Annotated in this window: 15 protein-coding genes; 10 read left to right on the forward strand and 5 right to left on the reverse strand. The window is 45.0% G+C overall.

Annotation, left to right across the window (positions count from 1 at the left end):
• Positions 1-4: 4 nt before the first annotated feature.
• Both DW640_RS05335 and DW640_RS05340 read right to left on the reverse strand, forming a co-directional pair.
• Complete coding sequence (locus tag DW640_RS05335) at positions 5-679, reverse strand: ABC transporter ATP-binding protein (RefSeq protein ID WP_008761370.1); 675 nt, start codon at positions 677-679, stop codon at positions 5-7.
• 40 nt (positions 680-719) lie between these two features.
• On the reverse strand, positions 720-3029 hold the full coding sequence (locus DW640_RS05340) for an ABC transporter permease (protein ID WP_199610249.1): 2310 nt from the start codon (positions 3027-3029) through the stop codon (positions 720-722).
• A 296-nt stretch (positions 3030-3325) separates the two neighbouring features.
• Between DW640_RS05340 and DW640_RS05345 the strand changes: the two genes are divergently transcribed.
• From DW640_RS05345 to hcp, 6 genes are all read left to right on the forward strand, one after another.
• Positions 3326-4129, forward strand: a complete 804-nt coding sequence (locus tag DW640_RS05345) for a metallophosphoesterase (protein WP_117577529.1) — start codon at positions 3326-3328, stop codon at positions 4127-4129.
• Positions 4110-4913: a hypothetical protein gene (locus DW640_RS05350; RefSeq protein ID WP_008761367.1), complete on the forward strand. Its 804-nt coding sequence runs from the start codon at positions 4110-4112 to the stop codon at positions 4911-4913. Before DW640_RS05345 ends, DW640_RS05350 begins: the two co-directional genes overlap by 20 nt.
• Before the next feature lie 68 nt (positions 4914-4981).
• Positions 4982-6325, forward strand: coding sequence for a sigma-54 dependent transcriptional regulator (locus DW640_RS05355; protein WP_117577531.1), 1344 nt, complete (start codon positions 4982-4984; stop codon positions 6323-6325).
• A complete protein-coding gene (locus DW640_RS05360) occupies positions 6322-7638 on the forward strand; it encodes a PAS domain-containing sensor histidine kinase (RefSeq protein ID WP_008761365.1) in 1317 nt (438 codons plus the stop codon). The genes DW640_RS05355 and DW640_RS05360 overlap by 4 nt, the downstream gene beginning before the upstream one ends.
• 11 nt (positions 7639-7649) lie before the next feature.
• Complete coding sequence (locus DW640_RS05365) at positions 7650-8318, forward strand: Crp/Fnr family transcriptional regulator (RefSeq protein ID WP_008765568.1); 669 nt, start codon at positions 7650-7652, stop codon at positions 8316-8318.
• A 197-nt stretch (positions 8319-8515) separates the two neighbouring features.
• Positions 8516-10147: a hydroxylamine reductase gene (gene hcp, locus DW640_RS05370; protein ID WP_048698506.1), complete on the forward strand. Its 1632-nt coding sequence runs from the start codon at positions 8516-8518 to the stop codon at positions 10145-10147.
• Positions 10148-10294: 147 nt separating this feature from the next.
• On the opposite strand, the gene DW640_RS05375 is transcribed toward hcp, so the two are convergent.
• Positions 10295-11479 carry a uracil-xanthine permease family protein gene (locus DW640_RS05375; RefSeq protein WP_008761362.1) on the reverse strand — a complete coding sequence of 395 codons (1185 nt, stop codon included), beginning with the start codon at positions 11477-11479 and terminating at the stop codon, positions 10295-10297.
• A 168-nt stretch (positions 11480-11647) separates the two neighbouring features.
• On the opposite strand from DW640_RS05375, the gene DW640_RS05380 reads away from it, so the two are divergent.
• Both DW640_RS05380 and DW640_RS05385 read left to right on the forward strand, forming a co-directional pair.
• Positions 11648-13120, forward strand: a complete 1473-nt coding sequence (locus DW640_RS05380; protein WP_008761361.1) for a potassium/proton antiporter — start codon at positions 11648-11650, stop codon at positions 13118-13120.
• A gap of 318 nt (positions 13121-13438) precedes the next feature.
• Positions 13439-15103 carry a long-chain fatty acid--CoA ligase gene (locus DW640_RS05385; RefSeq protein WP_011107399.1) on the forward strand — a complete coding sequence of 555 codons (1665 nt, stop codon included), beginning with the start codon at positions 13439-13441 and terminating at the stop codon, positions 15101-15103.
• 173 nt (positions 15104-15276) lie between these two features.
• Here the strand turns inward: DW640_RS05385 and DW640_RS05390 are convergent, their stop codons facing one another.
• A complete protein-coding gene (locus tag DW640_RS05390) occupies positions 15277-17292 on the reverse strand; it encodes a glycoside hydrolase family 97 protein (RefSeq protein ID WP_117577533.1) in 2016 nt (671 codons plus the stop codon).
• Positions 17293-17411: 119 nt separating this feature from the next.
• Between DW640_RS05390 and DW640_RS05395 the strand changes: the two genes are divergently transcribed.
• Complete coding sequence (locus DW640_RS05395) at positions 17412-18086, forward strand: response regulator transcription factor (protein ID WP_181981939.1); 675 nt, start codon at positions 17412-17414, stop codon at positions 18084-18086.
• Between the two features lie 23 nt (positions 18087-18109).
• Positions 18110-19441: a HAMP domain-containing sensor histidine kinase gene (locus tag DW640_RS05400; protein WP_070750221.1), complete on the forward strand. Its 1332-nt coding sequence runs from the start codon at positions 18110-18112 to the stop codon at positions 19439-19441.
• A 97-nt stretch (positions 19442-19538) separates the two neighbouring features.
• On the opposite strand, the gene DW640_RS05405 is transcribed toward DW640_RS05400, so the two are convergent.
• A complete protein-coding gene (locus tag DW640_RS05405) occupies positions 19539-22664 on the reverse strand; it encodes an efflux RND transporter permease subunit (RefSeq protein WP_117577537.1) in 3126 nt (1041 codons plus the stop codon).
• Positions 22665-22677 lie beyond the last annotated feature (13 nt).

A 22677-nucleotide genomic window follows, 5' to 3' on the forward strand; every position in this document is an offset into this window, starting at 1 on the left:
CGGTTTATGCCGTTACACTTGCCACTACACTACCGTCAAACAGATGTACGGTACGATGTGCGAAACTCGCATCGTGCTGTGAGTGCGTTACCATGATAATGGTGGTTCCCTCCTTGTTCAGTTCTGTCAGCAGGTTCATTACTTCCGCGCCATTCTTGGAATCCAGATTACCGGTAGGCTCATCGGCAAGGATAAGCTTTGGATTAGTCACTACCGCACGGGCAATTGCCACACGTTGTTGCTGACCGCCGGAAAGTTGTTGCGGGAAGTGTTTGGCACGGTGGCTGATATTCATCCTTTTCAGGATGTCTTCTACCATGCGGCGGCGTTCGGAAGATTTGATACCAAGATAGGTCAGCGGAAGTTCTACATTCTCAAAGACATTCAGTTCGTCTATCAGGTTAAAACTCTGAAATACAAAGCCCAGTTTGCCTTTGCGGACGCCGGTACGTTCCTTTTCTTTCAGTCCGGCAACTTCTTCTCCCAGTAATCGGTAAGAACCTTCGGTTGGGTTATCCAATAAACCAAGAATATTCAGTAAGGTGGACTTGCCACAGCCCGAAGGTCCCATAATGGCAACAAACTCTCCTTCCTTTACTTCAAGGTTCACGTGATTTAGTGCGACTGTCTCTACTTCGGTAGTACGGAATACTTTACTAATGTTTTCAATCTGTATCATCTTGTTCATTTATTATGTTGTTATACTTTTTATTTCTTCTTTATTCGCTCTTTATACTATTGACCGGGTTTTCATTGGCAATCTTCCATGATTTCCAAAGTACGCATGCCACAATGACTGCCAGATTTGCAATTGCTATCAGAAGATAGGCAGCCCAACTGAGCGGAACATGTTCGGCAAACAAATCCATCCACATACCATTGACGTACCATGCTGCTACCACTCCGATTAAAACTGCAACAACAGCTACATAAAGCACATCTTTCACCAGCAGTTCCAAGATTCCGGTTGCTTCAGAACCATTCACCTTGCGTATGGCTATCTCCTTGGAACGACGGCGGACCTCATCCGTAGTGTAGCCTATCAATCCCATCAACATCACAAAAAACATTGTTATTGCCGCCAGCATCGTAGCATTACTGAAAACACGAACAGAGTTATAATTCTCTTTGATCATCCGTTGCATCGACCGAAATTCGATAGTCTTATCAGGAAATGCACTCTCCATCTCCTTATTCAGTTTGAGAAGATTCTCGGCAAAAGGTTCTTTCAACCGGACATGGATACAATCACCAAACCTCTTGGTGTGCATAAGCAGCAACGGTTGTTGCGGGCTGGTAAAACTTCCGATGCGATAATCTTTCATCACGCCCACTACCTTACATACGTATCCCGAATTATAAACCGTACGATTCAGTATATTGTTTCCCCAATGCATCCACTCGGCAAAAGTCTCATTGACGACTGTCTCATCGTCACCACGGGGCATACGTCCCTCCTTCAGAACCATCCCCATCATCTTCGGATAATCATCCGGAACACTGCAATAACGGGATGAAAATAGTGACTGTCCGCTTTCATCATTAATAATCGTTCCACTATATCCGTAGACAGGATGATAAGTGGCACTGGACACGGATTCCACATAAGGCATATTCCGGAAAACATTCAAGGCATAATTTCCTTTTTCTTCCTCACCGAAGCTGGCATTGGCCACCACTACACGCTTTGGATTATAACCCAAATCTTTATTCAAGATATAATAATATTGCATCATCACCACATACATCAGTCCGCAAATAAATGCTACACCGGCAAACTGGATAAACAGCAACGGTCGTTTCCAGCCCTTTTTACCTTCCGTGTATCGGCGGAATACCTGAGTAACGGGTATCCTTGCAAACAGTCGTCCCGGCAATACCCCACCCACAACGAAAAGTACAGCCACCGTTAATAAAGGTACCCAAATACGATCCAAGCTGAACAAAGCGCTTAACTTGACAGCTGCCGTATCTTCAAAGAAATCCTGAAAATTCAATAAGATCAATCCCATCAGGATCAGGGCAAACAGAATGATAATCGCTGTTTCCCAAAGAAACATACTCAATATGGTCATGTTTCCTGCCCCATTGCATTTATGCACACCGACCGCTTTCGCCCGATAGGAAAGTGATGAAACAGAAATCAACACATAATTCAATGAAGCGATGAAAAGAATAGTAATACCCAGAATAGTCATGATGTTCCGCATCCGCCTTACATCTTTATTGTCACGGTATACATCACGGATGGGCTTTACAAAAGCGGTATATCCAACCACTTTTTGATCTTCCGCAGGACGATACTTCTGTATCATTGCGTCTATCCGGGCATTCACTACCGACTTATCGGCTCCGGGACGAAAACGGATGAACGCCAGCCAGCTGTCGCCGCCTCTCCATGAGTAATTTCCCCATTTGCGGCTCCATATCGACGGCAGAGAAATCACCGCTTCAGGCCTTACCGTCGCATTCTCCGGTATATCAGCATAGGTGCCTTTTACCGTAAGTTCTATCTCCTTACTGTATGAGATAACCTTGCCTATCGGATTCTCTGTGTCGAACATCTTTCGTGCCAAACGGTCACTCAGGTAAACTACATCTTTTTGGGCTAAATCTTTCACCGGAGTTCCGCTTAAGACCTCGATTCCCATCGTCTGGAAAAAGAGGGAATCTGCCGCCAGCTTTCTGACTTCAAAACGGACACTACCATGATAGAGAGGATCATTCACCCAAAGGCAGTAACTGGTAGCCGCCTCCACTTCTTTGGGAAAGTTTTCAAGAATTGCTCCCGCTACCGGTCCGCAATTTTGATCCTGCGGTTCGAGTTGTTCGCCATTCATCGTAAAGATGGAAAAGACTTGATATAAGTTTTCATAATCCTTAAAGCATTTATCAAAGCTCTGCTCAAAAGCCACGCGGGCAAATAATAAAATACTCATTGTCAGCCCAAGCCCTAAAGAAATGACCTTGACAACATTGGAACTACGCCCCCGCAGCAAAGTTCGAATGACATAATAGATTTGTCTCATGATTATATAATATATTCCTGTTTTTTTTATGATGCAGTGCAGATAACGTGCCACAATAGTGAGAATACTCATTCTCAATCATTTATAGTTATCTGTCCTATCATCTACTGTCTAATAATTAGACACATGCGTCTAATTATTAGACAAAGACAATCGTATTTCTTTTCTCAGTGGAAAGTATGCATTAATGCCTATTTATTGTTCCATTTTTCTTATTTCGCCCAAGCAATCGCCCATATCTCAACTGAAAACTCTATCTTCGCATCAAGTTTTCAATTAAATAAATTATTCTATTTATGGTAAACAAGAATTTATACACTCTCCTGGTCTGCCTGCTTCTGGCCGGATGCGATCTGATAGACTACCACCCCTACGATGTACGTATCAGTGGAGAGACAGACGTAAATGCTCATAACATTGAACAAATAGAAGCTAAGTGCAAAGGAAAGAAAACCATCCGTTTTATCACGATGGGCGATTCGCAGCGATGGTATGATGAGACAGAAGACTTTGTAAAAGAGGTCAATAAGAGAGATGATATCGATTTCGTCATTCACGGAGGAGATATGAGTGACTTCGGGCTGACCAAAGAGTTTCTTTGGCAGCGGGACATCATGAACGGACTGAAAGTGCCTTATGTCGTCCTTATCGGGAATCATGACTGTCTGGGTACCGGAGCAGAAACTTATCAGGCTGTTTTCGGACCTACCAACTTCTCATTCATTGCGGGCAATGTGAAATTCGTCTGCCTTAATACCAATGCGCTGGAATATGATTATTCGGAGCCTATTCCCAATTTCGGTTTTATGGAACAGGAACTGACGGACAGGGCAGATGAGTTTGAAAAAACCGTAGTCAGCATGCATGCACATCCTTTTGCAGATGTGTTCAATGATAATGTGGCGAAGCCGTTCCAGTACTACATCACCCAATATCCGGGACTACAGTTCTGCACGGCCGCCCATAATCACGGATTCGATGACAGAATCCTTTTTGATGACGATGTGCATTATATTGTCAGCGACTGCATGAAAAGTCGCAGTTATCTGGTATTTACTATAACCCCGGAAAAATACGAATATGAACTGGTTGAATACTAAATATATGATCCGCGCAGGAGTACTGACTATGCTTCTACTCTTCCCCAGCCTGCTTTCGGCTACTTGCAAGCCAGATACAATTATCAGGAACTATAAACCCGACTCGCTGAAACTGGCAATTAAGGCAGATTCTATCATAGCCTTTCATGAGGGTGATTCTGCATTCACAATAGTCAAAGCAGACACAGTACTTCCTTATATTGCCGAACCGGTTCTTCGCACCGGCTACGACAGACGTGTACATCGCTTCCGCAAAAACTGGGAACGCATCATTCCGACCCACTCTAAAATACAATATGCCGGAAATATGGGATTACTCTCCTTCGGCACCGGATGGGATTACGGAAAACGAAATCAGTGGGAAACTGACCTGTTGCTCGGATTTATCCCGAAGTATTCGTCCAAGAAGGCAAAAGTGACCATGACACTGAAACAGAACTATATGCCCTGGAGCATCAACCTGGGGAAAGGATTCTCTACCGAGCCGCTTTCCTGCGGACTATATCTGAATACCGTATTCGGCAATCAGTTCTGGGTCAGCGAACCGGAACGTTATCCGAAAGGATACTATGGTTTTTCAAGCAAGGTGCGTATCCATGTTTTCATGGGACAACGGCTGACCTATGATATTGACCCTAACCGCCGATTTCTGGCAAAGTCCGTGACTTTCTTCTACGAGATAAGTACATGCGATCTTTATCTGATCAGTGGTGTAACAAATAGCTACCTCCGTCCCCGTGATTATCTGAGTTTATCATTCGGATTAAAGTTCCAATGGCTATAAATTCAAATCCGAATTTTGAATTATGAATTACTTTTTCGTAAGTTTGTAGCGTACAAACCAATTCGGACATGAGTAAATCAGGAACCATCATCATTGTAGACGATAATAAAGGGGTGCTGACAGCGGTACAAATCCTTTTAAAAAACTACTTTTCGAAAGTCGTCACACTGTCGTCACCGGTCACACTGACCACTGCGATACGAGAGGAAACGCCGGAAGTGGTACTACTAGATATGAATTTCACTTCGGGCATCAATACCGGCAATGAAGGATTGTTCTGGCTGCACGAAATAAAGAAAGTACGACGGGAGCTTCCTGTCGTACTTTTTACTGCTTATGCGGATATTGATCTCGCTATCCGGGGAATCAAAGAAGGTGCTTCGGACTTTATCGTCAAGCCCTGGAACAATCAGAAACTGGTAGAAACACTACAGGCTGCCGCCTCATCCGTACAGCAAGGACGTAAGACAGGAAACAAAAAGGAACCGGTCAACACTCCAGCACTCTATTGGGGAGAAAGCAAGTCTATGCAACAACTCCGAATGCTGATCGAGAAGGTAGCCACCACAGACGCCAATATCCTGATTACCGGTGAGAACGGAACAGGAAAAGAAATGCTTGCCCGTGAAATTCACGCTCTTTCCAACCGCAGGCAACAGGAAATGATTGCTGTGGACATGGGAGCAATCACCGAATCTTTATTTGAAAGCGAACTCTTCGGGCATGTGAAAGGCTCTTTTACCGATGCGCATACCGACCGGACAGGAAAGTTTGAGGCTGCCGATCACAGCACATTGTTTCTGGATGAAATAGGAAACCTCCCCTATCACCTGCAAGCCAAACTATTGACGGCTATCCAACGAAGAAGTATCGTGCGAGTGGGAAGTAACACTCCGATTCCTATTGACATCCGTCTGATATGTGCCACCAACCGGAATTTGCAGGAAATGGTAGACCGGGAAGAGTTTCGGGAAGACTTACTCTACCGTATCAACACCATTCATATAGAAATCCCTCCTTTGAGGGAACGGAAAGAAGATATTGTCCCTCTTGCCGAAAGATTTATCATCCGCTTCTGCAAGCAATATGATAAGGAACTGATGAAATTCAGTCCGGCAGCGAAGGAAAAGCTTACCGCGCATCCCTGGTACGGCAATATCCGCGAATTGGAGCACGCAATCGAAAAGGTGGTCATCATTAACGACGGGGTGCAAATCCCTGCGGAATTGTTCCAGTTATCCTCCCGAAAGACAGAAACTTCCGAGAAGAATATTTCCACCTTGGAAGAGATGGAAGTACAAATGATACGGAAAGCGCTGGATGCCTGTGCAGGAAATCTTTCGGCAGTAGCTGCGCAACTGGGAATTACCCGACAGACTCTCTATAACAAGATGAAAAAATTCGGATTATGAACCGGATTCTACAACAAGTAGCCAACCAATATTGGTTCAGGGTATCACTGACGGTCATTTGCTGTCTGGCGACTATCTGTTTGGGCGTGCATCAGTCTTATGTCTGGTTCAGCGTCAGTGCCTGTCTGCTGATCTTAAGTATCATCTGGCAAGTCCGGCTTTATCGCCTGCACATCAAGCAGGTGCTCTTCATGATCGATGCGTTGGAGAATAATGACAGTGCCTTCCGTTTCCCCGAAGAGTCCGGTACTCCCGAGAGTAAACAGATCAATCGGGCACTCAATCGGGTGGGCCACATTTTATATAATGTAAAAGCGGAGACTGCCCAACAGGAAAAGTACTACGAACTGATTCTTGACTTTGTCAGCACGGGACTGCTGGTGCTCAATGATAACGGAGCGGTCTATCAGAAAAATAAAGAAGCACTCCGGCTTTTGGGACTGAATGTATTTACCCATGTCCGCCAGTTGAGTAAAGTAGATGCTACACTGATGGAGAAGATAGAAAGTTGTTGTTCCGGAGATAAGCTGCAAGTGGTGTTTCACAATGAACGGGGAACGGTCAATCTGTCTATTCGCGTGTCAGAAATCAATGTACACAAAGAACATCTGCGCATCCTTGCACTGAATGATATTAATATTGAGCTGGACGAAAAGGAGATAGATTCATGGATTCGCCTGACCCGAGTACTGACTCATGAGATCATGAACTCCGTGACTCCCATCACTTCGCTCAGCGATACGCTTCTCTCGATGGTGGAGGACAAAGACGAAGAGATCAGCCACGGACTGCAAACCATCAGTGCCACGGGAAAAGGGCTGCTTGCTTTCGTAGAATCCTACCGCAAATTCACACGGATACCGACTCCGGAACCTTCATTGTTTTACTTGAAAGCATTCATCGAACGAATGGTGGAACTTGCCCGCCATCAGAATCCTTGTGACCACATCACGTTCCATACAAAGATCGATCCTGCCGACCTGATCCTGCATGCAGATGAAAATCTGATTTCGCAAGTAGTCATAAATCTTCTGAAAAATGCGATTCAGGCAATCGGTGATCAGCCGGACGGACAAATCGACATTCAGGTTTATTGCAACGAAACGGAAGAAGTGCTGATTGAGATTAAGAATAACGGTCCCGTCATTCCACCGGAAATAGTGGAGCACATTTTTATCCCTTTCTTCACTACCAAAGAAGGAGGCAGCGGAATCGGACTAAGTATTTCGCGTCAGATCATGCGGCTTTCGGGTGGAAGCCTCACGCTGTTACCGGACAACAAGGAAACGAAATTCATATTAAAATTCAAATAACAGACCAGCCTATGACACCTGCACTCACCAATAACCCATTATTCCGGGGGATTACTCCGGAGAAGTTATCCGCCAATCTGGAAGAGATCAGTTTCCACACCCGTTCTTATAGAAAAGGAGAAATACTGGCACGACAGGGAGATGTGTGCAACCGTCTCGTGATACTGACCAAAGGAAGTGTCCGTGGCGAAATGATTGACTATTCCGGAAGACTCATCAAAGTAGAAGACATTGCCGCACCAAGGGCCCTTGCCCCTCTTTTCCTTTTCGGAGAAGAGAATCGCTTTCCGGTAGAAGTGACCGCCAACGAACCGACGGAAGTAATCGAAATCCCCAAAGCCAGCGTACTGGAACTTTTTCGTAGGAACGAGCAGTTTCTGGAGAATTATATGAATCTATCCGCCAATTATGCCCGTACCCTATCGGATAAGCTTTTCTTTATGTCCTTCAAGACTATCCGGCAAAAGATAGCATCTTATCTGCTACGGTTATACAAACAGCAGCAACAGCTACAGATCACCCTCGACCGCTCGCAACAGGAACTGAGCGATTACTTCGGTGTCTCCCGTCCTTCTCTGGCACGTGAACTGTCGCACATGCAGGAAGACGGTATGATCATAGCCGACCGGAAACAGATTACTATCTTACAGAAAGAATGGCTGATCCGGCTGATTCAATGACCAAGAGTTCACTCCGGTTTCATTATAGCTAATCTTTTTTTCATTATAGCTAATCGGAATATGATTATAGCTAATTTAATTTAGCTCATAGCATCCGATTTTTTTCGCCCAATGTAACATTGGTTACAAACTTACCTCAAACTTTCCCCCTACTTTTGCGTTCATAATCAAATAAGACTAATTAAAACGTAAAAGTTATGAGTATGTTCTGTTATCAATGTCAAGAGACCGCAATGGGTACAGGCTGTACCTTAAAAGGAGTATGCGGAAAAACATCCGAAGTGGCTAACCTGCAAGACCTGCTGCTCTTTGTAGTACGAGGAATCGCCGTGTACAACGAACATCTGCGCCGGGAAGGACATCCTTCCGAAGAAGCAGACAAATTTATCTACGATGCCCTGTTCGTCACCATCACTAACGCCAATTTTGACAAAGCGGCCATCATCAGAAAAATAAAAGAAGGACTACAACTGAAAAACGAACTCGCCAGCAAAGTAACCATTGCAAATGCTCCCGACGAATGTCTTTGGGATGGGAATGAAGATGAGTTTGAAGAGAAAGCCAGGACAGTAGGAGTACTTCGCACACCCGACGAAGATATCCGTTCGCTGAAAGAACTGGTACACTACGGACTGAAAGGTATGGCGGCTTACGTTGAGCATGCGCATAACCTTGGATACCAGTCGCCGGAAATCTTCGCCTTTATGCAAAGTGCACTGGCCGAGCTCACCCGCAATGATATTACGATGGAAGAATTGGTTCAGCTTACTTTGGCAACAGGCAAGCACGGAGTTTCCGCCATGGCACAACTGGATGCCGCCAATACAAACAGCTACGGAAATCCGGAAATATCGGAAGTGAATCTAGGTGTCCGCAATAATCCCGGTATCCTTATCAGCGGCCATGATCTGAAAGACCTCGAAGAATTGCTGGAACAGACCGAAGGAACAGGTATAGACATTTACACTCACAGTGAAATGCTCCCCGCACATTATTACCCCCAACTGAAAAAATACAAGCATCTGGCAGGAAACTACGGAAATGCCTGGTGGAAACAGAAAGAAGAGTTTGAAAGTTTCAACGGACCGATCCTGTTTACCAGTAACTGCATCGTTCCTCCGCGTGCCAACGCTTCTTACAAAGACCGTATCTACATCACCGGAGCCTGCGGACTGGAGGGAGCACACTACATCCCCGAACGCAAAGACGGAAAACCGAAAGATTTCTCCGCACTGATTGCACATGCCAAGCAATGTCAACCGCCGACGGCCATCGAAAGCGGAACGTTGATCGGAGGTTTTGCCCATGCACAGGTAGTGGCTTTGGCGGATAAGGTAGTAGAAGCCGTGAAAAGCGGAGCGATCCGCAAGTTCTTCGTTATGGCAGGATGTGACGGACGTATGAAAAGTCGTGAATATTATACCGAATTTGCCGAGAAACTTCCGAAAGATACAGTCATACTGACTGCCGGTTGCGCTAAATACAGATACAACAAACTGGCTTTAGGGGACATTAACGGCATTCCCCGCGTATTGGATGCAGGGCAATGTAACGACAGTTACTCACTGGCTGTCATCGCACTGAAACTGAAAGAAGTATTCGGATTGGACGACGTCAACAAACTTCCTATCGTATATAACATCGCATGGTACGAACAGAAAGCGGTGATCGTATTGCTGGCATTGCTGGCACTGGGAGTGAAGAATATTCATCTGGGACCTACTCTTCCGGCCTTCCTTTCACCAAACGTAAAAAACGTATTGATCGAACAATTCGGAATCGGTGGCATCAGTACCGCAGACGAAGATATTATGAAGTTCTTGTCATAAACACAAGACGTATATACATGCTAAGCCTTAACTATTAAATATAAAAAGGAGGGGTGTCAATAGTAACTAAACTGGGGCTGATTAAAAGTCGGTCCTAGTTTAGTTACTATTAACCTTGACACAGTCCTGACCATTTCAAGAACAGAGTCAATCGTCCTTCGGTAATATCAAATTAAGAAGTACTCCGACCAAAGCGGCCAGTCCGATGCCGGATAATGAAAAGTCTCCCCACGTGAGAACAGCTCCGCCAATGCCGACAGTCAATGTCAGAGAGACAATGATGATGTTTCTTGTACGGCTCAGATCAATACAGTTATTTACCAGATTACCTATTCCGGCACAAGCGATGGTTCCGAACAGCAAAAGCATAATTCCCCCCAATACCGCACTCGGAATGGATTTCAGCAACGCACTGATTTTACCGACAACGGAGAATAAGATAGCGGATATGGCAGCAATCCGGATGACTTGCGGATTGGTGATTTTCGTTAATGACATCGCACCCGTCACCTCCGAATAAGTTGTCACCGGAGGACCGCCGACCAATCCGGCAAAGCAGCAAGCCAGCCCATCGCCCAACAACGTACGATGCAGACCGGGATCTTTCACGAAGTCTTTTCCTGTAACTGTATTGACTACGTATACATCTCCGATATGCTCTATCACCGGAGCAATAGCTACCGGAATCATAAACAGTATCGGCTCCCATGAGAACTTGGGAAACACGAACTGCGGCAGCCCGATCCATGCCGCATCCCTCACACCGGACAAATCCAGATCATAGAAAAGCCATGCCGCCAGATAACCGACAATGATACCGCAAAAGATAGGAATCAACTTCAAAAGTCCTTTCGCTTTCATCGAGACAACGACTGCCGTAACCAGCGACAACAAGGCCAGCACCCAGTTCTCCTTCGCCATATTTACTCCTGTCCCCGCGAGTGACAAACCGATCAGAATAATAACCGGCCCAATAACCACCGGAGGAAACAGACGTTCAATCACCCTCACCCCTTGCCATTTGACCAACGCGCTCATTACAAAATAAACCAATGCGACGCCCACCATTCCGGATAAAGTACCCGGCAATCCGTAAAGTTCTGTCGCTTTTATTATCGGGGCAATAAACGCAAAACTACTTCCTAAAAAGATAGGCACTTTCCCTCGGGTAACCGCATGAAAAATGAGTGTACCAATGCCTGCTGTGAACAAGGCGGTGGAAGGGTCAAGCCCCACTAAGAGCGGCACGAGTACCGTAGCTCCGAAAGCTACAAACAAGAATTGTACTCCTACCACTCCTTTCCGTAAAGGAGTAAGATTGTTTGAATCCATAAGTATGATGTAGATTAATTGAGTGCAAAATTAATCTTTTTAGACAATTTAACTACCTTTTTTCACAAAAATACATCCAAAAAGACTCTTTATTTGTTTTAAATAATGTGTAACTTCGCACGGTGAGACCTATTACGACACATTTAATAACTTAATAATATATTGCCTATGATATTTACAGCAGAAAACACCCTACTAATTGGTTCTATCTTACTTTTCGTTAGCATCGTTGTCGGAAAAACAGGATATCGCTTCGGAGTGCCCACCTTATTACTGTTCCTCGTAGTAGGAATGTTGTTCGGAAGTGACGGACTCGGACTCCAGTTTCATGACGCAAAAGATGCGCAATTCATCGGTATGGTTGCTTTAAGCATCATCCTGTTTTCGGGAGGTATGGATACGAAATTCAGAGAAATCAAACCCATTTTAGGTCCAGGTATCGTGCTTTCTACCGTCGGAGTTCTACTAACCGCTCTTTTCACCGGATTATTTATCTGGTGGCTGTCCGGAATGAGCTGGACGAATATCTATCTGCCTATCACCACGTCATTGCTACTGGCATCTACCATGTCCTCTACGGACTCGGCTTCGGTGTTCGCCATCCTGCGTTCGCAGAAGATGAATCTGAAACACAACCTCCGCCCCATGCTGGAGCTGGAAAGTGGAAGTAACGACCCGATGGCATACATGCTCACCATTGTCCTGATACAGTTTATCCAATCGGCAGGTATGGGAGTCGGGGCTATCGCCGCTTCTTTCATCATTCAGTTTATAGTCGGCGCGGCTGCCGGATACGTACTCGGAAAACTGGCTATCCGTATGCTGAACAAGCTCAACATCGACAATCAGGCGTTGTATCCTATCTTGTTGCTGGCGTTTGTTTTCTTCACCTTCTCTATCACTGATTTACTGAAAGGAAATGGTTACCTTGCCGTATATATCGCAGGTATTATGGTAGGAAACAACAAGATCATGCACCGCAAAGACATTTATACGTTCATGGACGGACTTACCTGGTTGTTCCAGATCATCATGTTCCTCTGCCTCGGACTTCTCGTTAATCCTCATGAAATGCTGGAAGTTGCAGCAGTAGCACTATTGATCGGTGTCTTCATGATTGTGATCGGTCGCCCGTTAAGTGTGTTCCTCTGTTTGCTTCCGTTCCGGAAGATTACAATGAAATCGCGGCTGTTCGTCTCCTGGGTAGGATTGCGTGGAGCAGTTCCCATTATCTTCGCCACTTATCCGGTGGTTGCAGGAGTCGAAGGATCGAATATTATCTTTAATGTCGTATTCTTCATCACAATCGTTTCACTGGTAGTGCAGGGAACAACGGTTTCTTTCGTTGCCCGCCTGTTACATCTGTCCAAACCGCTGGAAAAGACGGGGAATGATTTCGGAGTGGAACTTCCGGAAGAGATTGATACAGACCTCAAAGATATGACTATCACACAGGAAATGCTGGAAGAGGCAGATACGCTGAAAGATATGAATCTCCCCAAAGGCACGCTGGTAATGATTGTGAAACGTGGGGATGAGTTCCTGATACCGAACGGAACGCTGAAACTGCATGTGAACGATAAATTGCTGCTCATCTCCGAAAAGCCCAAAGAGGACGAGGAAGCCAACAGCGAATCCTGATGTTTATAGGGACTGACTAAAAAGTCAATAGTATCTCCAATTCCCCTCCTTTCGGAAAGGAGAGGTGGCTGAAAGCCGGGGTGGTAGGTAAAATAAGGTTTATTCCTATTCTATTGTAAACAACAGAGTTATGTGTTCACCTACCACCTCCCCCTACGGGGACTCCTCCTTCCCGAAGGAGGAGAGTTAAGATACTACCGACTTTTTAGTCAGCTTTTCCTCCCCCGTTAATTAACCGTAAAACTTAATTGTAAACTTCGGTTTCCGTTAATGAAATGTTATTTTTGCGCAATTTTAAATCAAATGTGCAAAAATCGAATGGAACAAGAACATCAGTTCATTGATTATATTGAACAGAGCATCATTAAAAACTGGGATAAAGATGCATTGACAGACTACAAAGGAATCACGCTTCAATATAAGGATGTAGCGCGCAAGATAGCCAAGTTTCACATTGTATTGGAAAGTGCCGGTATCCAGCCAGGAGATAAAATAGCAGTCTGCGGCCGGAACAGTGCCCATTGGGGAGTCACCTTCTTAGCCACTATCACTTACGGAGCCGTCATCGTTCCTATTCTGCATGAGTTCAAAGCGGATAATATTCATAATATCGTCAATCACTCCGAAGCCAAATTACTTTTTGTCGGCGATCAGGCATGGGAAAATCTGAATGAAGACGCAATGCCGCTACTGGAAGGTATCGCTTCACTCACCGATTTCACTGCATTGGTATCGCGCAACGAGAAACTGACTTACGCCTTCGAACACCGGAACGCTATTTACGGTCAGCGTTATCCGAAGAATTTCCGCCCCGAACATATCTGTTACCGGAAGGACCGTCCGGAAGAACTGGCTATCATCAATTATACCTCCGGCACTACCGGATATTCCAAAGGAGTCATGCTCCCCTACCGCAGTATTTGGTCGAACGTGGCATACTGTTTCGAGATGCTTCCTGTGAAAGCGGGCGATCACATCGTTTCCATGCTTCCGATGGGTCATGTATTCGGCATGGTATACGATTTCTTATATGGTTTCTCTGCCGGAGCGCACATTTACTTCCTGACACGTATGCCGTCTCCGAAGATTATTGCGCAGTCTTTTGCAGAAATAAAGCCAAGAGTGATCTCCTGTGTACCTTTGATCGTAGAGAAAATTATCAAAAAAGATATTCTTCCGAGAGTGGACAGCAAAATCGGTAAACTATTGCTTAAAGTGCCCATTGTAAACGATAAAATCAAATCGTTGGCGCGGCAGGCTGCTATGGAAATCTTCGGTGGGAACTTCGATGAAATCATTATCGGTGGTGCTCCTTTCAATGCCGAAGTAGAAGCGTTCCTCAAAAAGATAGGCTTTCCCTACACCATCGCTTACGGTATGACCGAATGTGGCCCGATTATTTGCTCCAGCCGTTGGGAAACACTGAAACTGGCTTCCTGCGGCAAGGCAACCACCCGAATGGAAGTCCGCATCGACTCGCCCGACCCTAAAACACATGCCGGAGAAATCGTATGCAGGGGAATGAATATGATGCTGGGATATTATAAAAATCCGGAAGCGACGGCACAAATTATTGATGCCAACGGATGGCTTCACACGGGTGATTTAGGAACAATCGACGACGAAGGATATGTGACAGTTCGCGGTCGTAGCAAGAATCTGCTTCTGACTTCCAGCGGACAGAATATCTATCCGGAAGAGATAGAAAGCAAACTGAATAATATGCCTTATGTTGCCGAGTCACTGATCGTTTTGCAGCACGACAAGTTGGTCGCACTGATTTATCCGGACTTTGACGATGCTTTTGCCCATGGCTTGCAACAGGCCGATATCATAAAAGTTATGGAAGCCAATCGTGTTGAACTGAATCAGCAGCTTCCCAATTATTCTCAGATAAGCAAAGTCAAAATCCATTTCGAGGAATTTGAAAAGACTGCGAAGAAATCAATCAAACGCTTTATGTATCAAGAAGCAAAAGGATAACACATCCTTTCAAAACCATACTCAATAAAAACAAAAACGGTGAACAGGTATCAAAACTCTGTCCACCGTTTTTTCAGTCTAACCTAACCAACTTAATTTTATCTTGTTATCCTCCGACAATCTCTCTACTTTAACAACCTCACTTATTACCCTCACCTATTACTTATTACCTATTACCTATTACTTTTTATAAACGAAACAGCCTGCCCGCCTCCGGGAGCCATCCGTATACTCAACGTATTTTCAGATGTTACAATCTGTTCCGTAATCTTATAATCGGTAGGATTCGTTTTCCAGTCAGCCTTTTCGCCATCCGCATAGATGACAGCTTTATACTGCTTGCCTGGTTCCAGGAAGTCCAGTTTTACTTCTAAAGTACGGGGGCTTTCATTGGTAGCTGCTCCCAGGAAATAATTGCCTTTTGCTTTACGTACCACTGCAATGAACTCTCCCGGTTCACCTGCCAGTGCTTTCGATTCATCACAATCCGGATCAAAATCACGGAAGAACTGGAATGCCGGATGTCCTTCATAATGCTCGATCATATCCGAAGCCATCTGCAAAGGAGAATACAGGATTACCCAATTAGCCAGTTGTTTAGCCAGCGTCGTATTCACACGGCTATTGCCTTTATCCTGATCGTTCCACTTCTGTCGGCGCGGAGAATCCTTCGTTTTCAAGAACAGAATATCAAAAGTTCCCGGCGTATAATCCATCGGACCGGACAGCAGGCGGGTGAACGGTAACATCACGTGATGAGAAGGAGGATTGCCTTCACTCCACGCATTCCATTCCATGCCTCTTGCCCCCTCGCGTGTCATCATATTCGGCCATGTACGACGGATACCGGTATCTTTGATCGGTTCGTGTGCATCCAGAGTCATTTGATGACGGGCGGCAGTTTCCACTACCCGTTGATAGTGATTGACACCGTATTGGCTATGATGCAGATACCCATCCGGAAATGCGCCTGCATATCCCGTCTTCAGGAGGTGGATACCATGATCGGTATACCATTGCATGGCATGATCCATCTGACGTTCATAGTTAGGAATATTCCCTCCGGTCTCATGATGTCCCATGATTTCAACACCTTTCTCTTTGGCATAACGTACGATTTCATCAATATCGAAATCCGCATATGGCTTGGTGAAATCAAAGCTCTGCATACCGCCCCAACTCTCCCAACCTTCGTTCCAACCTTCGAACAGGACAGCTTCGATATGATTGGCCGCGGCAAAATCTATGTATTTCTTTGCATTGGCAGTAGTAGCTCCGTGACGTTCGTCCATCTTCCAGGTCTCTACGCCGAGATGCATCCCCCACCATACTCCTACATATTTCAGCGGGCGAATCCAGTCCGTAGTTTCCAGTACGCAAGGATCATTCAGATTCAGAATGAGTGAAGAGTTGATCAAACCGACAGCTTCCGGTGCGATCTGTATGGTGCGCCATGAGGTCGTGAAGTGATTTCCCTTACGCGCCTTAATGCCGTCAGGCCACGGGGCAAGTTCCGCTTTCAATGTATAATGGCCGATTTGCTTCAGAGTCATTTCCGGAAAATCATACAAAGCGGCTTCGTGTATACTTCCGTAAACTCCATCCGCAGTCTTGAATGTGAAAGGTGTATTAGCCGTTTCCACTTCGGAAATCGGTTGTTGTTGATAGAGTAGTTCATATGTTTCGGCACTGGCGGGAATCGACCACGAAGTTCCGTCACGATGGAAACGGAAAGTAGTCAGTTCGTCGGTAATCAATAAAGAATCTACAGTCGGCACCGTGTATTCATAGCGGAAACCGATTCCATCATCAAATACACGGAAACGGAGTGTCAGTTGTACCTGATCTTCATTTGTCAGGCTGACTGCCATTTCGTTATAATGATTCCGGCTCTTTTTGTTTTCTCCCCACGGCTGTGTCCAAGTTTCGTCTTCACTGCTGAAAGTCGTGTTCTTCACCTGAAAACCTTCTGCCAGAATGATGCCGTTAGCCGCCGTAAAGCCCATGGCTGAATTTTCTATCAAGAGGGAGTCATCCACCGACACATTATAAAACGGTTTGCCGTTTTCGTCTACCGTCAATGTCATCTTGATATGTCCGTCCGGTGACTGGACCTCTGTTTTCGGGCTACTACAAGCATAGCATCCCAGCACACACAGAAAAGCTCCAACTAAATGTTTTACTTTCATAGTATAATCGTCTGTTTATATATAATACAGTTCAGAAAGGAGAAACACTTAAATGTATGCCGTTTTTCTTTCTTCAGATGCAAAGAAAAAGTATCTTTGCATCTAAACAATGTAGATTTATGGCAAAAATACTATTAGCAGAAGATGAAGTCAATATCGCCTCCTTTATCGAACGGGGACTGAAAGAGTTCGGACATTCGGTAACAGTCTGTCATGACGGAAATACGGGTTGGAAAATCCTTCAGGAAGAACCTTTCGATCTTTTAATCCTGGATATTATCATGCCGAAAATAAACGGGCTCGAACTTTGCCATCTCTATCGGCAGATGTTCGGTTACCAGACACCGGTCATTATGCTGACGGCTTTAGGCACTACGGAAGACATTGTAAAAGGACTGGATGCAGGAGCAGACGATTATCTTGTCAAGCCTTTCAGTTTTCAGGAACTGGAAGCACGTATCAAGGCGCTGCTGCGACGAAACAAGGAGACTGTAACCAATCAACTGACTTGCGACAATCTGGTATTGGACTGTAACACCAGACGGGCGAAAAGAGGTGATGCGGATATCGATCTCACCGTAAAAGAATACCGTCTGCTCGAATATTTCATGACTCACCAAGGGGTAGCCTTGTCGCGCATTACGCTGCTCAAAGACGTATGGGACAAGAACTTTGATACGAATACCAACATCGTAGACGTATACGTCAATTATCTACGGGTAAAGATAGACCGTGACTTCGACAAGAAACTGATTCATACGGTAGTAGGATTAGGATATATCATGAATGCCTGAACATCCATCAAATAAATCCGTGTATGAAAATAGGTTCTAAAATAGCTCTCTTCTATACGTTGCTCAGTGTACTGACAACTATCATCATTATTGCCGTATTCTATCTTTTCAGCACACAGTTTATCAATAAACTCTATGCCTCCTACCTTCGTGAAAAAGCATATCTGACCGCACAAAAGCACTGGGAGAAAGACGAAATAGACGAACAGAGTTACCAGATTATCCAGCGCAAATATGACGAACTCCTGCCCGAAGCTCATGAGATTCTTTTAAATATGGACAGTCTCTCCGAAGTCCGTGACACACTGAACAAATATCTGACCCAGCATCAGCAGGCACTCCTGATAGCCGGTGAAGACAGCATTCCTTTTTCTTTTAAATACAAAGACCAGTTGGGAGCCGCCCTTTATTATCCCGATAATGAAGGGAATTTCATCGTCCTAGTCATGTCCCGGAATGTGTACGGTGCAGAAATCAAAGAACACCTCTTGCTTCTCTCCATCTTTCTGGTTTTATTCAGTTCCATCCTGATTTATTTAGTCGGGAAAATCTATTCCGGCCGTATTCTTATCCCCCTGCAGCATATACTGAAGGAGCTGAAGAGGATACGAGCCAACAGTCTGAACCGCCGGTTAAAGACGACCGGAAACAACGATGAACTGGAAGACATGATCAAAACACTGAATAGCATGCTCGACCGTCTGGACAGTGCTTTTAAAGCTGAAAAGTCCTTTGTCAGCCATGCTTCGCATGAACTGAACAACCCCATAACCGCCATACAGGGAGAATGTGAAATCAGTCTGCTGAAAGAAAGAAGTACCGGAGAATATATCGAAGCCCTGCAACGAATCTCATCCGAAAGCAAGCGAATCTCCAATCTGATCCGCCATCTTCTTTTCCTTTCACGTCAGGATGAAGAGCTCATAAAAAGCAATATGGAGGCAATGTCTCTGCCGGATATGCTGAATGACTTAATAAAAATGAACGAACGAATCCGTTTCCATCATCAAGAAACAGGTAAGGCTTCCACTGTAAAGGCCAATCCTTATCTGCTCAAAATAGCTTTAAAGAATATCATCGATAATGCCTGCAAATATTCTGAAAAGGAAGTAGACATTACGCTCAGCCAAAAAGATCAACACCTCGTTCTTGAAATAAAAGATCAGGGCATCGGCATTCCTCCGGAAGAAATAGAACATATATTCCAGTCTTTCTATCGAGGCAGCAACACACATGACTATGCAGGTCAGGGCATCGGCCTCAGCCTGACGCTGAAAATAGTATCTGCCTACAACGCCAGACTGGAAATATCTTCGGAAATAGAAAAAGGAACAAAAGTACGGGTGATCTTCTGATCCAACCGACTTTTGTCCCTTCCTCACTTCTACCTACTGAAAACGAAATTAAAATTTAATCTATGCCGTTTCTTTCATAGAAAGAATAGAAAATGAATTAGATACGTCTTTGCAATAATTTTCCGTTTTTATCATATAGCATTCGTTCATACACTACTTCCACAATCAGCGGGAAGATGAACAAGGCGAAGAAAGTCGCTCCTATCAATCCGCCGATAATGACAATCGCCAACGGACGCTGTGATTCCGAACCGATACCATGACTCATAGCCGCAGGCAACAGACCGATAGCTGCCATAGCCGCTGTCATTATCACAGGGCGGATACGTGAACGGACTCCTTCTTTAGTGGCCTCCTGTAAGGACGAACCCAGTTTTAGATTTGCCTTGATATCGGAAATCATAATAACGCCATTCTGTATGCAGATACCGAACAAAGCGATAAAACCGATACCCGCCGATATAGAGAAATTGAAGCCCGTTATCAGAAGGGCTGCGATACCTCCCACGGCAGCAAACGGTACATTCAGCAATACCAGTCCTGCATCTCTGGCATTGGAGAAGAGAATAAACAGAATAATGAAAATAATGGCAATGCTGATAGGAACTACCTGTGCCAGACGTTTCGAAGCACGCTGCTGATTCTCAAAATCACCCGTCCATTTCAAAGAATATCCTGCCGGTAAATGGACGGAAGCATTTACCTTTTTCTGCGCTTCGGCAACTGCCGTACCCATATCCCGTCCTCTCACCGAGAACTTGACAGCACAGAAACGGGCATGGTTGTCACGGAAGATCAATAATGGTCCTGTGATTGTGGTGATATCTGCCAGTTCCTTAATAGGTACCATCGTTCCGTCCATCGCCGGAACCAGTATCTTACCTATCTCCTCTTCATTCTGACGGAACTCTTCACTATACCTCACCATGATATTAAATTTCCGTTCGTCCTCATACAACAGCGAAGCTGACTTCCCGCCAATAGCCATTTCAATGATAGACTGAACATCCTCCTTAGCCACTCCATAACGTGCCAACTGACGCTCATTCAGTTCGATACGAAGTTCCGGCTGGCCGATATTGCGAATCACTCCCAAGTCCTCAATTCCCTGCACGGTATTTAATATCTTATCAATCTGAACGGCCAGTTTTTCCGATTCGTACAAGTCTTTACCGAACACTTTCACCGCAATAGAGCCTTTTACACCGGAGGCCGCTTCTTCCACATTATCCGTAATCGGCTGCGAAAAGTTAAAGTCAATGCCGGGATAAACGGATAAATCTTCCTGCATCTTGTCGATAAGCTGCAGTTTGGTCAGCTTGCTTTCCCAGTCTTTCTCCGGATAAATATCTACATGAAACTCAATATTATAAAATCCGGTTGCATCCGTTCCGTCGTTGGGACGTCCGGTTTGAGACAATACCTGCCTCACTTCGGGGAAGGTCAATAGTTTCTTTCTCATCTTATTTGCCAGCGTTACAGATTCATCCAGCGATATACTTTGCGGCAGCGTAGCACGGATGTAGATCGAACCTTCGTTGAGTTGAGGAAGAAACTCCGTCCCAAGGAAGGAGAAAAGCCATAAACCGACTCCTGCAACCACAGTTGCCAATCCGATAGTCAGTTTACGATGGGCATAGAAAGTATCAAAAAGAGCCGTACACTTTTGATTGATGAAATGGACAAAGCGATTGTTCTTTTCGCGTACATTCTTTTTCAGCAACATGGACGACATGACGGGAACCAGCGTTAATGTGAAAATAAGCGCACCCAGCAAAGCAAAACCCAATGTATATGCCAAAGGTGAGAACATTTTTCCTTCCACTTTCTGAAAAGAGAAGATAGGAATCAAAGCGGTAATGATGATCAGTTTGGAGAAAAATACCGCTTTTGCCTTATCCTTGGCGGTGTGACGGATCAGTCCCATCTTGGACATCACATTGAATGCGGGCATTCCCACCTCTTTCGCCTTCTTGTCCAAAGCGACAAACACACCTTCCACCATCACCACTGCCCCATCGATAATAATACCAAAGTCAATGGCCCCCATAGAAAGCAGATTGGCAGACATCCCCATCACGCGTAAACAAATAAATGCGAATAACAAAGCTAATGGAATAATCACCGCAACAATCACGGTTGTCCGCCAATCTGCCATGAAGATTAACACAATAAACGTAACCAACAATATTCCTTCAATCAGATTATGGGTCACCGTTTTTACCGCCAGGTTCACCAAGTCCTCACGGTCGTAGAACGGTATTATCCGTACATCTTCAGGAAGTACATTCTGATTCAATTCTTCTATCTTATCTTTCAGATTTGCAATGACTTCACCGGGGTTCTCCCCTTTACGCATCACCACAATTCCCTGAACGACATCGTTCTCATCCATTCGTCCCACTTGTCCGAGGCGGGGCAGGCAGGATTCGTGAACATCTGCCAGGTTCTTTACGAGAATCGGCGTTCCGTTGATGTTCTTCACTACAATGTTTCGCAATTCATCCAGATCGTTTATCAAACCGATTCCCCGGACTACGTATGCCTGAGAACTTTTCGTGATGACATCTCCTCCTACATTGATATTACTCTTGGCTATCGCGTCATAAAGTTCGAGAGAGGTAATTCCGTAATTAATCAACTGATGAGGATTCACGCTCACTTCGAATGTCTTCACCTCGCCACCGAAACTGACGATATCAGCTACACCTGATACCGAACGGAGATTTCGTTCGATCACCCAGTCCTGAATCGTTTTCAAATCGCGTACACTACGTCTGTCACTGCGCAGGGTGTAGCGATAGATTTCTCCGGTAGGTCCGTACAAAGGCTGTACTTCGGGAGTCACGCCTTCGGGAAGATCGGCATCATTCAGCAAATTGTAGACTTGCTGACGGGCTGTAAAGTCATCAACACGATCTTCGAACATTACATTGATCACAGAAAGTCCGAAAAGAGTGGTCGAACGAATATCCGTTTTTTTCTGTACGGGATTCATGGCTATCTCAATGGGAATCGTGATAAATTTCTCCACCTCTTCCGCACTACGGCCCGCCCATTGCGTGATGATCGTCACTTTTGTATTCGTTACATCCGGAAAGGCATCTATCGGCGTATGTTTGAATGAGACGGCTCCGGCTATAACGGCAATCACCGTACAGAAGAATATAAAGAACTTATTCTTCAGCGAGAAGGCTACTATATTATCTATGAATTTATGCATACTATTCTCTGAT

The organism is Bacteroides sp. AM23-12 (assembly GCF_003434395.1).
In the GTDB taxonomy this organism is placed as follows: domain Bacteria; phylum Bacteroidota; class Bacteroidia; order Bacteroidales; family Bacteroidaceae; genus Bacteroides; species Bacteroides thetaiotaomicron.

Bases quoted from the DNA above. Each gene is read 5' to 3' on its own strand.
- DW640_RS05335 (WP_008761370.1), bottom strand. From the start codon at position 679: ATGATACAGATTGAAAACATTAGTAAAGTATTCCGTACTACCGAAGTA.
- DW640_RS05340 (WP_199610249.1), bottom strand. From the start codon at position 3,029: ATGAGACAAATCTATTATGTCATTCGAACTTTGCTGCGGGGGCGTAGT.
- DW640_RS05345 (WP_117577529.1), top strand. From the start codon at position 3,326: ATGGTAAACAAGAATTTATACACTCTCCTGGTCTGCCTGCTTCTGGCC.
- DW640_RS05350 (WP_008761367.1), top strand. From the start codon at position 4,110: ATGAACTGGTTGAATACTAAATATATGATCCGCGCAGGAGTACTGACT.
- DW640_RS05355 (WP_117577531.1), top strand. From the start codon at position 4,982: ATGAGTAAATCAGGAACCATCATCATTGTAGACGATAATAAAGGGGTG.
- DW640_RS05360 (WP_008761365.1), top strand. From the start codon at position 6,322: ATGAACCGGATTCTACAACAAGTAGCCAACCAATATTGGTTCAGGGTA.
- DW640_RS05365 (WP_008765568.1), top strand. From the start codon at position 7,650: ATGACACCTGCACTCACCAATAACCCATTATTCCGGGGGATTACTCCG.
- hcp (WP_048698506.1), top strand. From the start codon at position 8,516: ATGAGTATGTTCTGTTATCAATGTCAAGAGACCGCAATGGGTACAGGC.
- DW640_RS05375 (WP_008761362.1), bottom strand. From the start codon at position 11,479: ATGGATTCAAACAATCTTACTCCTTTACGGAAAGGAGTGGTAGGAGTA.
- DW640_RS05380 (WP_008761361.1), top strand. From the start codon at position 11,648: ATGATATTTACAGCAGAAAACACCCTACTAATTGGTTCTATCTTACTT.
- DW640_RS05385 (WP_011107399.1), top strand. From the start codon at position 13,439: ATGGAACAAGAACATCAGTTCATTGATTATATTGAACAGAGCATCATT.
- DW640_RS05390 (WP_117577533.1), bottom strand. From the start codon at position 17,292: ATGAAAGTAAAACATTTAGTTGGAGCTTTTCTGTGTGTGCTGGGATGC.
- DW640_RS05395 (WP_181981939.1), top strand. From the start codon at position 17,412: ATGGCAAAAATACTATTAGCAGAAGATGAAGTCAATATCGCCTCCTTT.
- DW640_RS05400 (WP_070750221.1), top strand. From the start codon at position 18,110: ATGAAAATAGGTTCTAAAATAGCTCTCTTCTATACGTTGCTCAGTGTA.
- DW640_RS05405 (WP_117577537.1), bottom strand. From the start codon at position 22,664: ATGCATAAATTCATAGATAATATAGTAGCCTTCTCGCTGAAGAATAAG.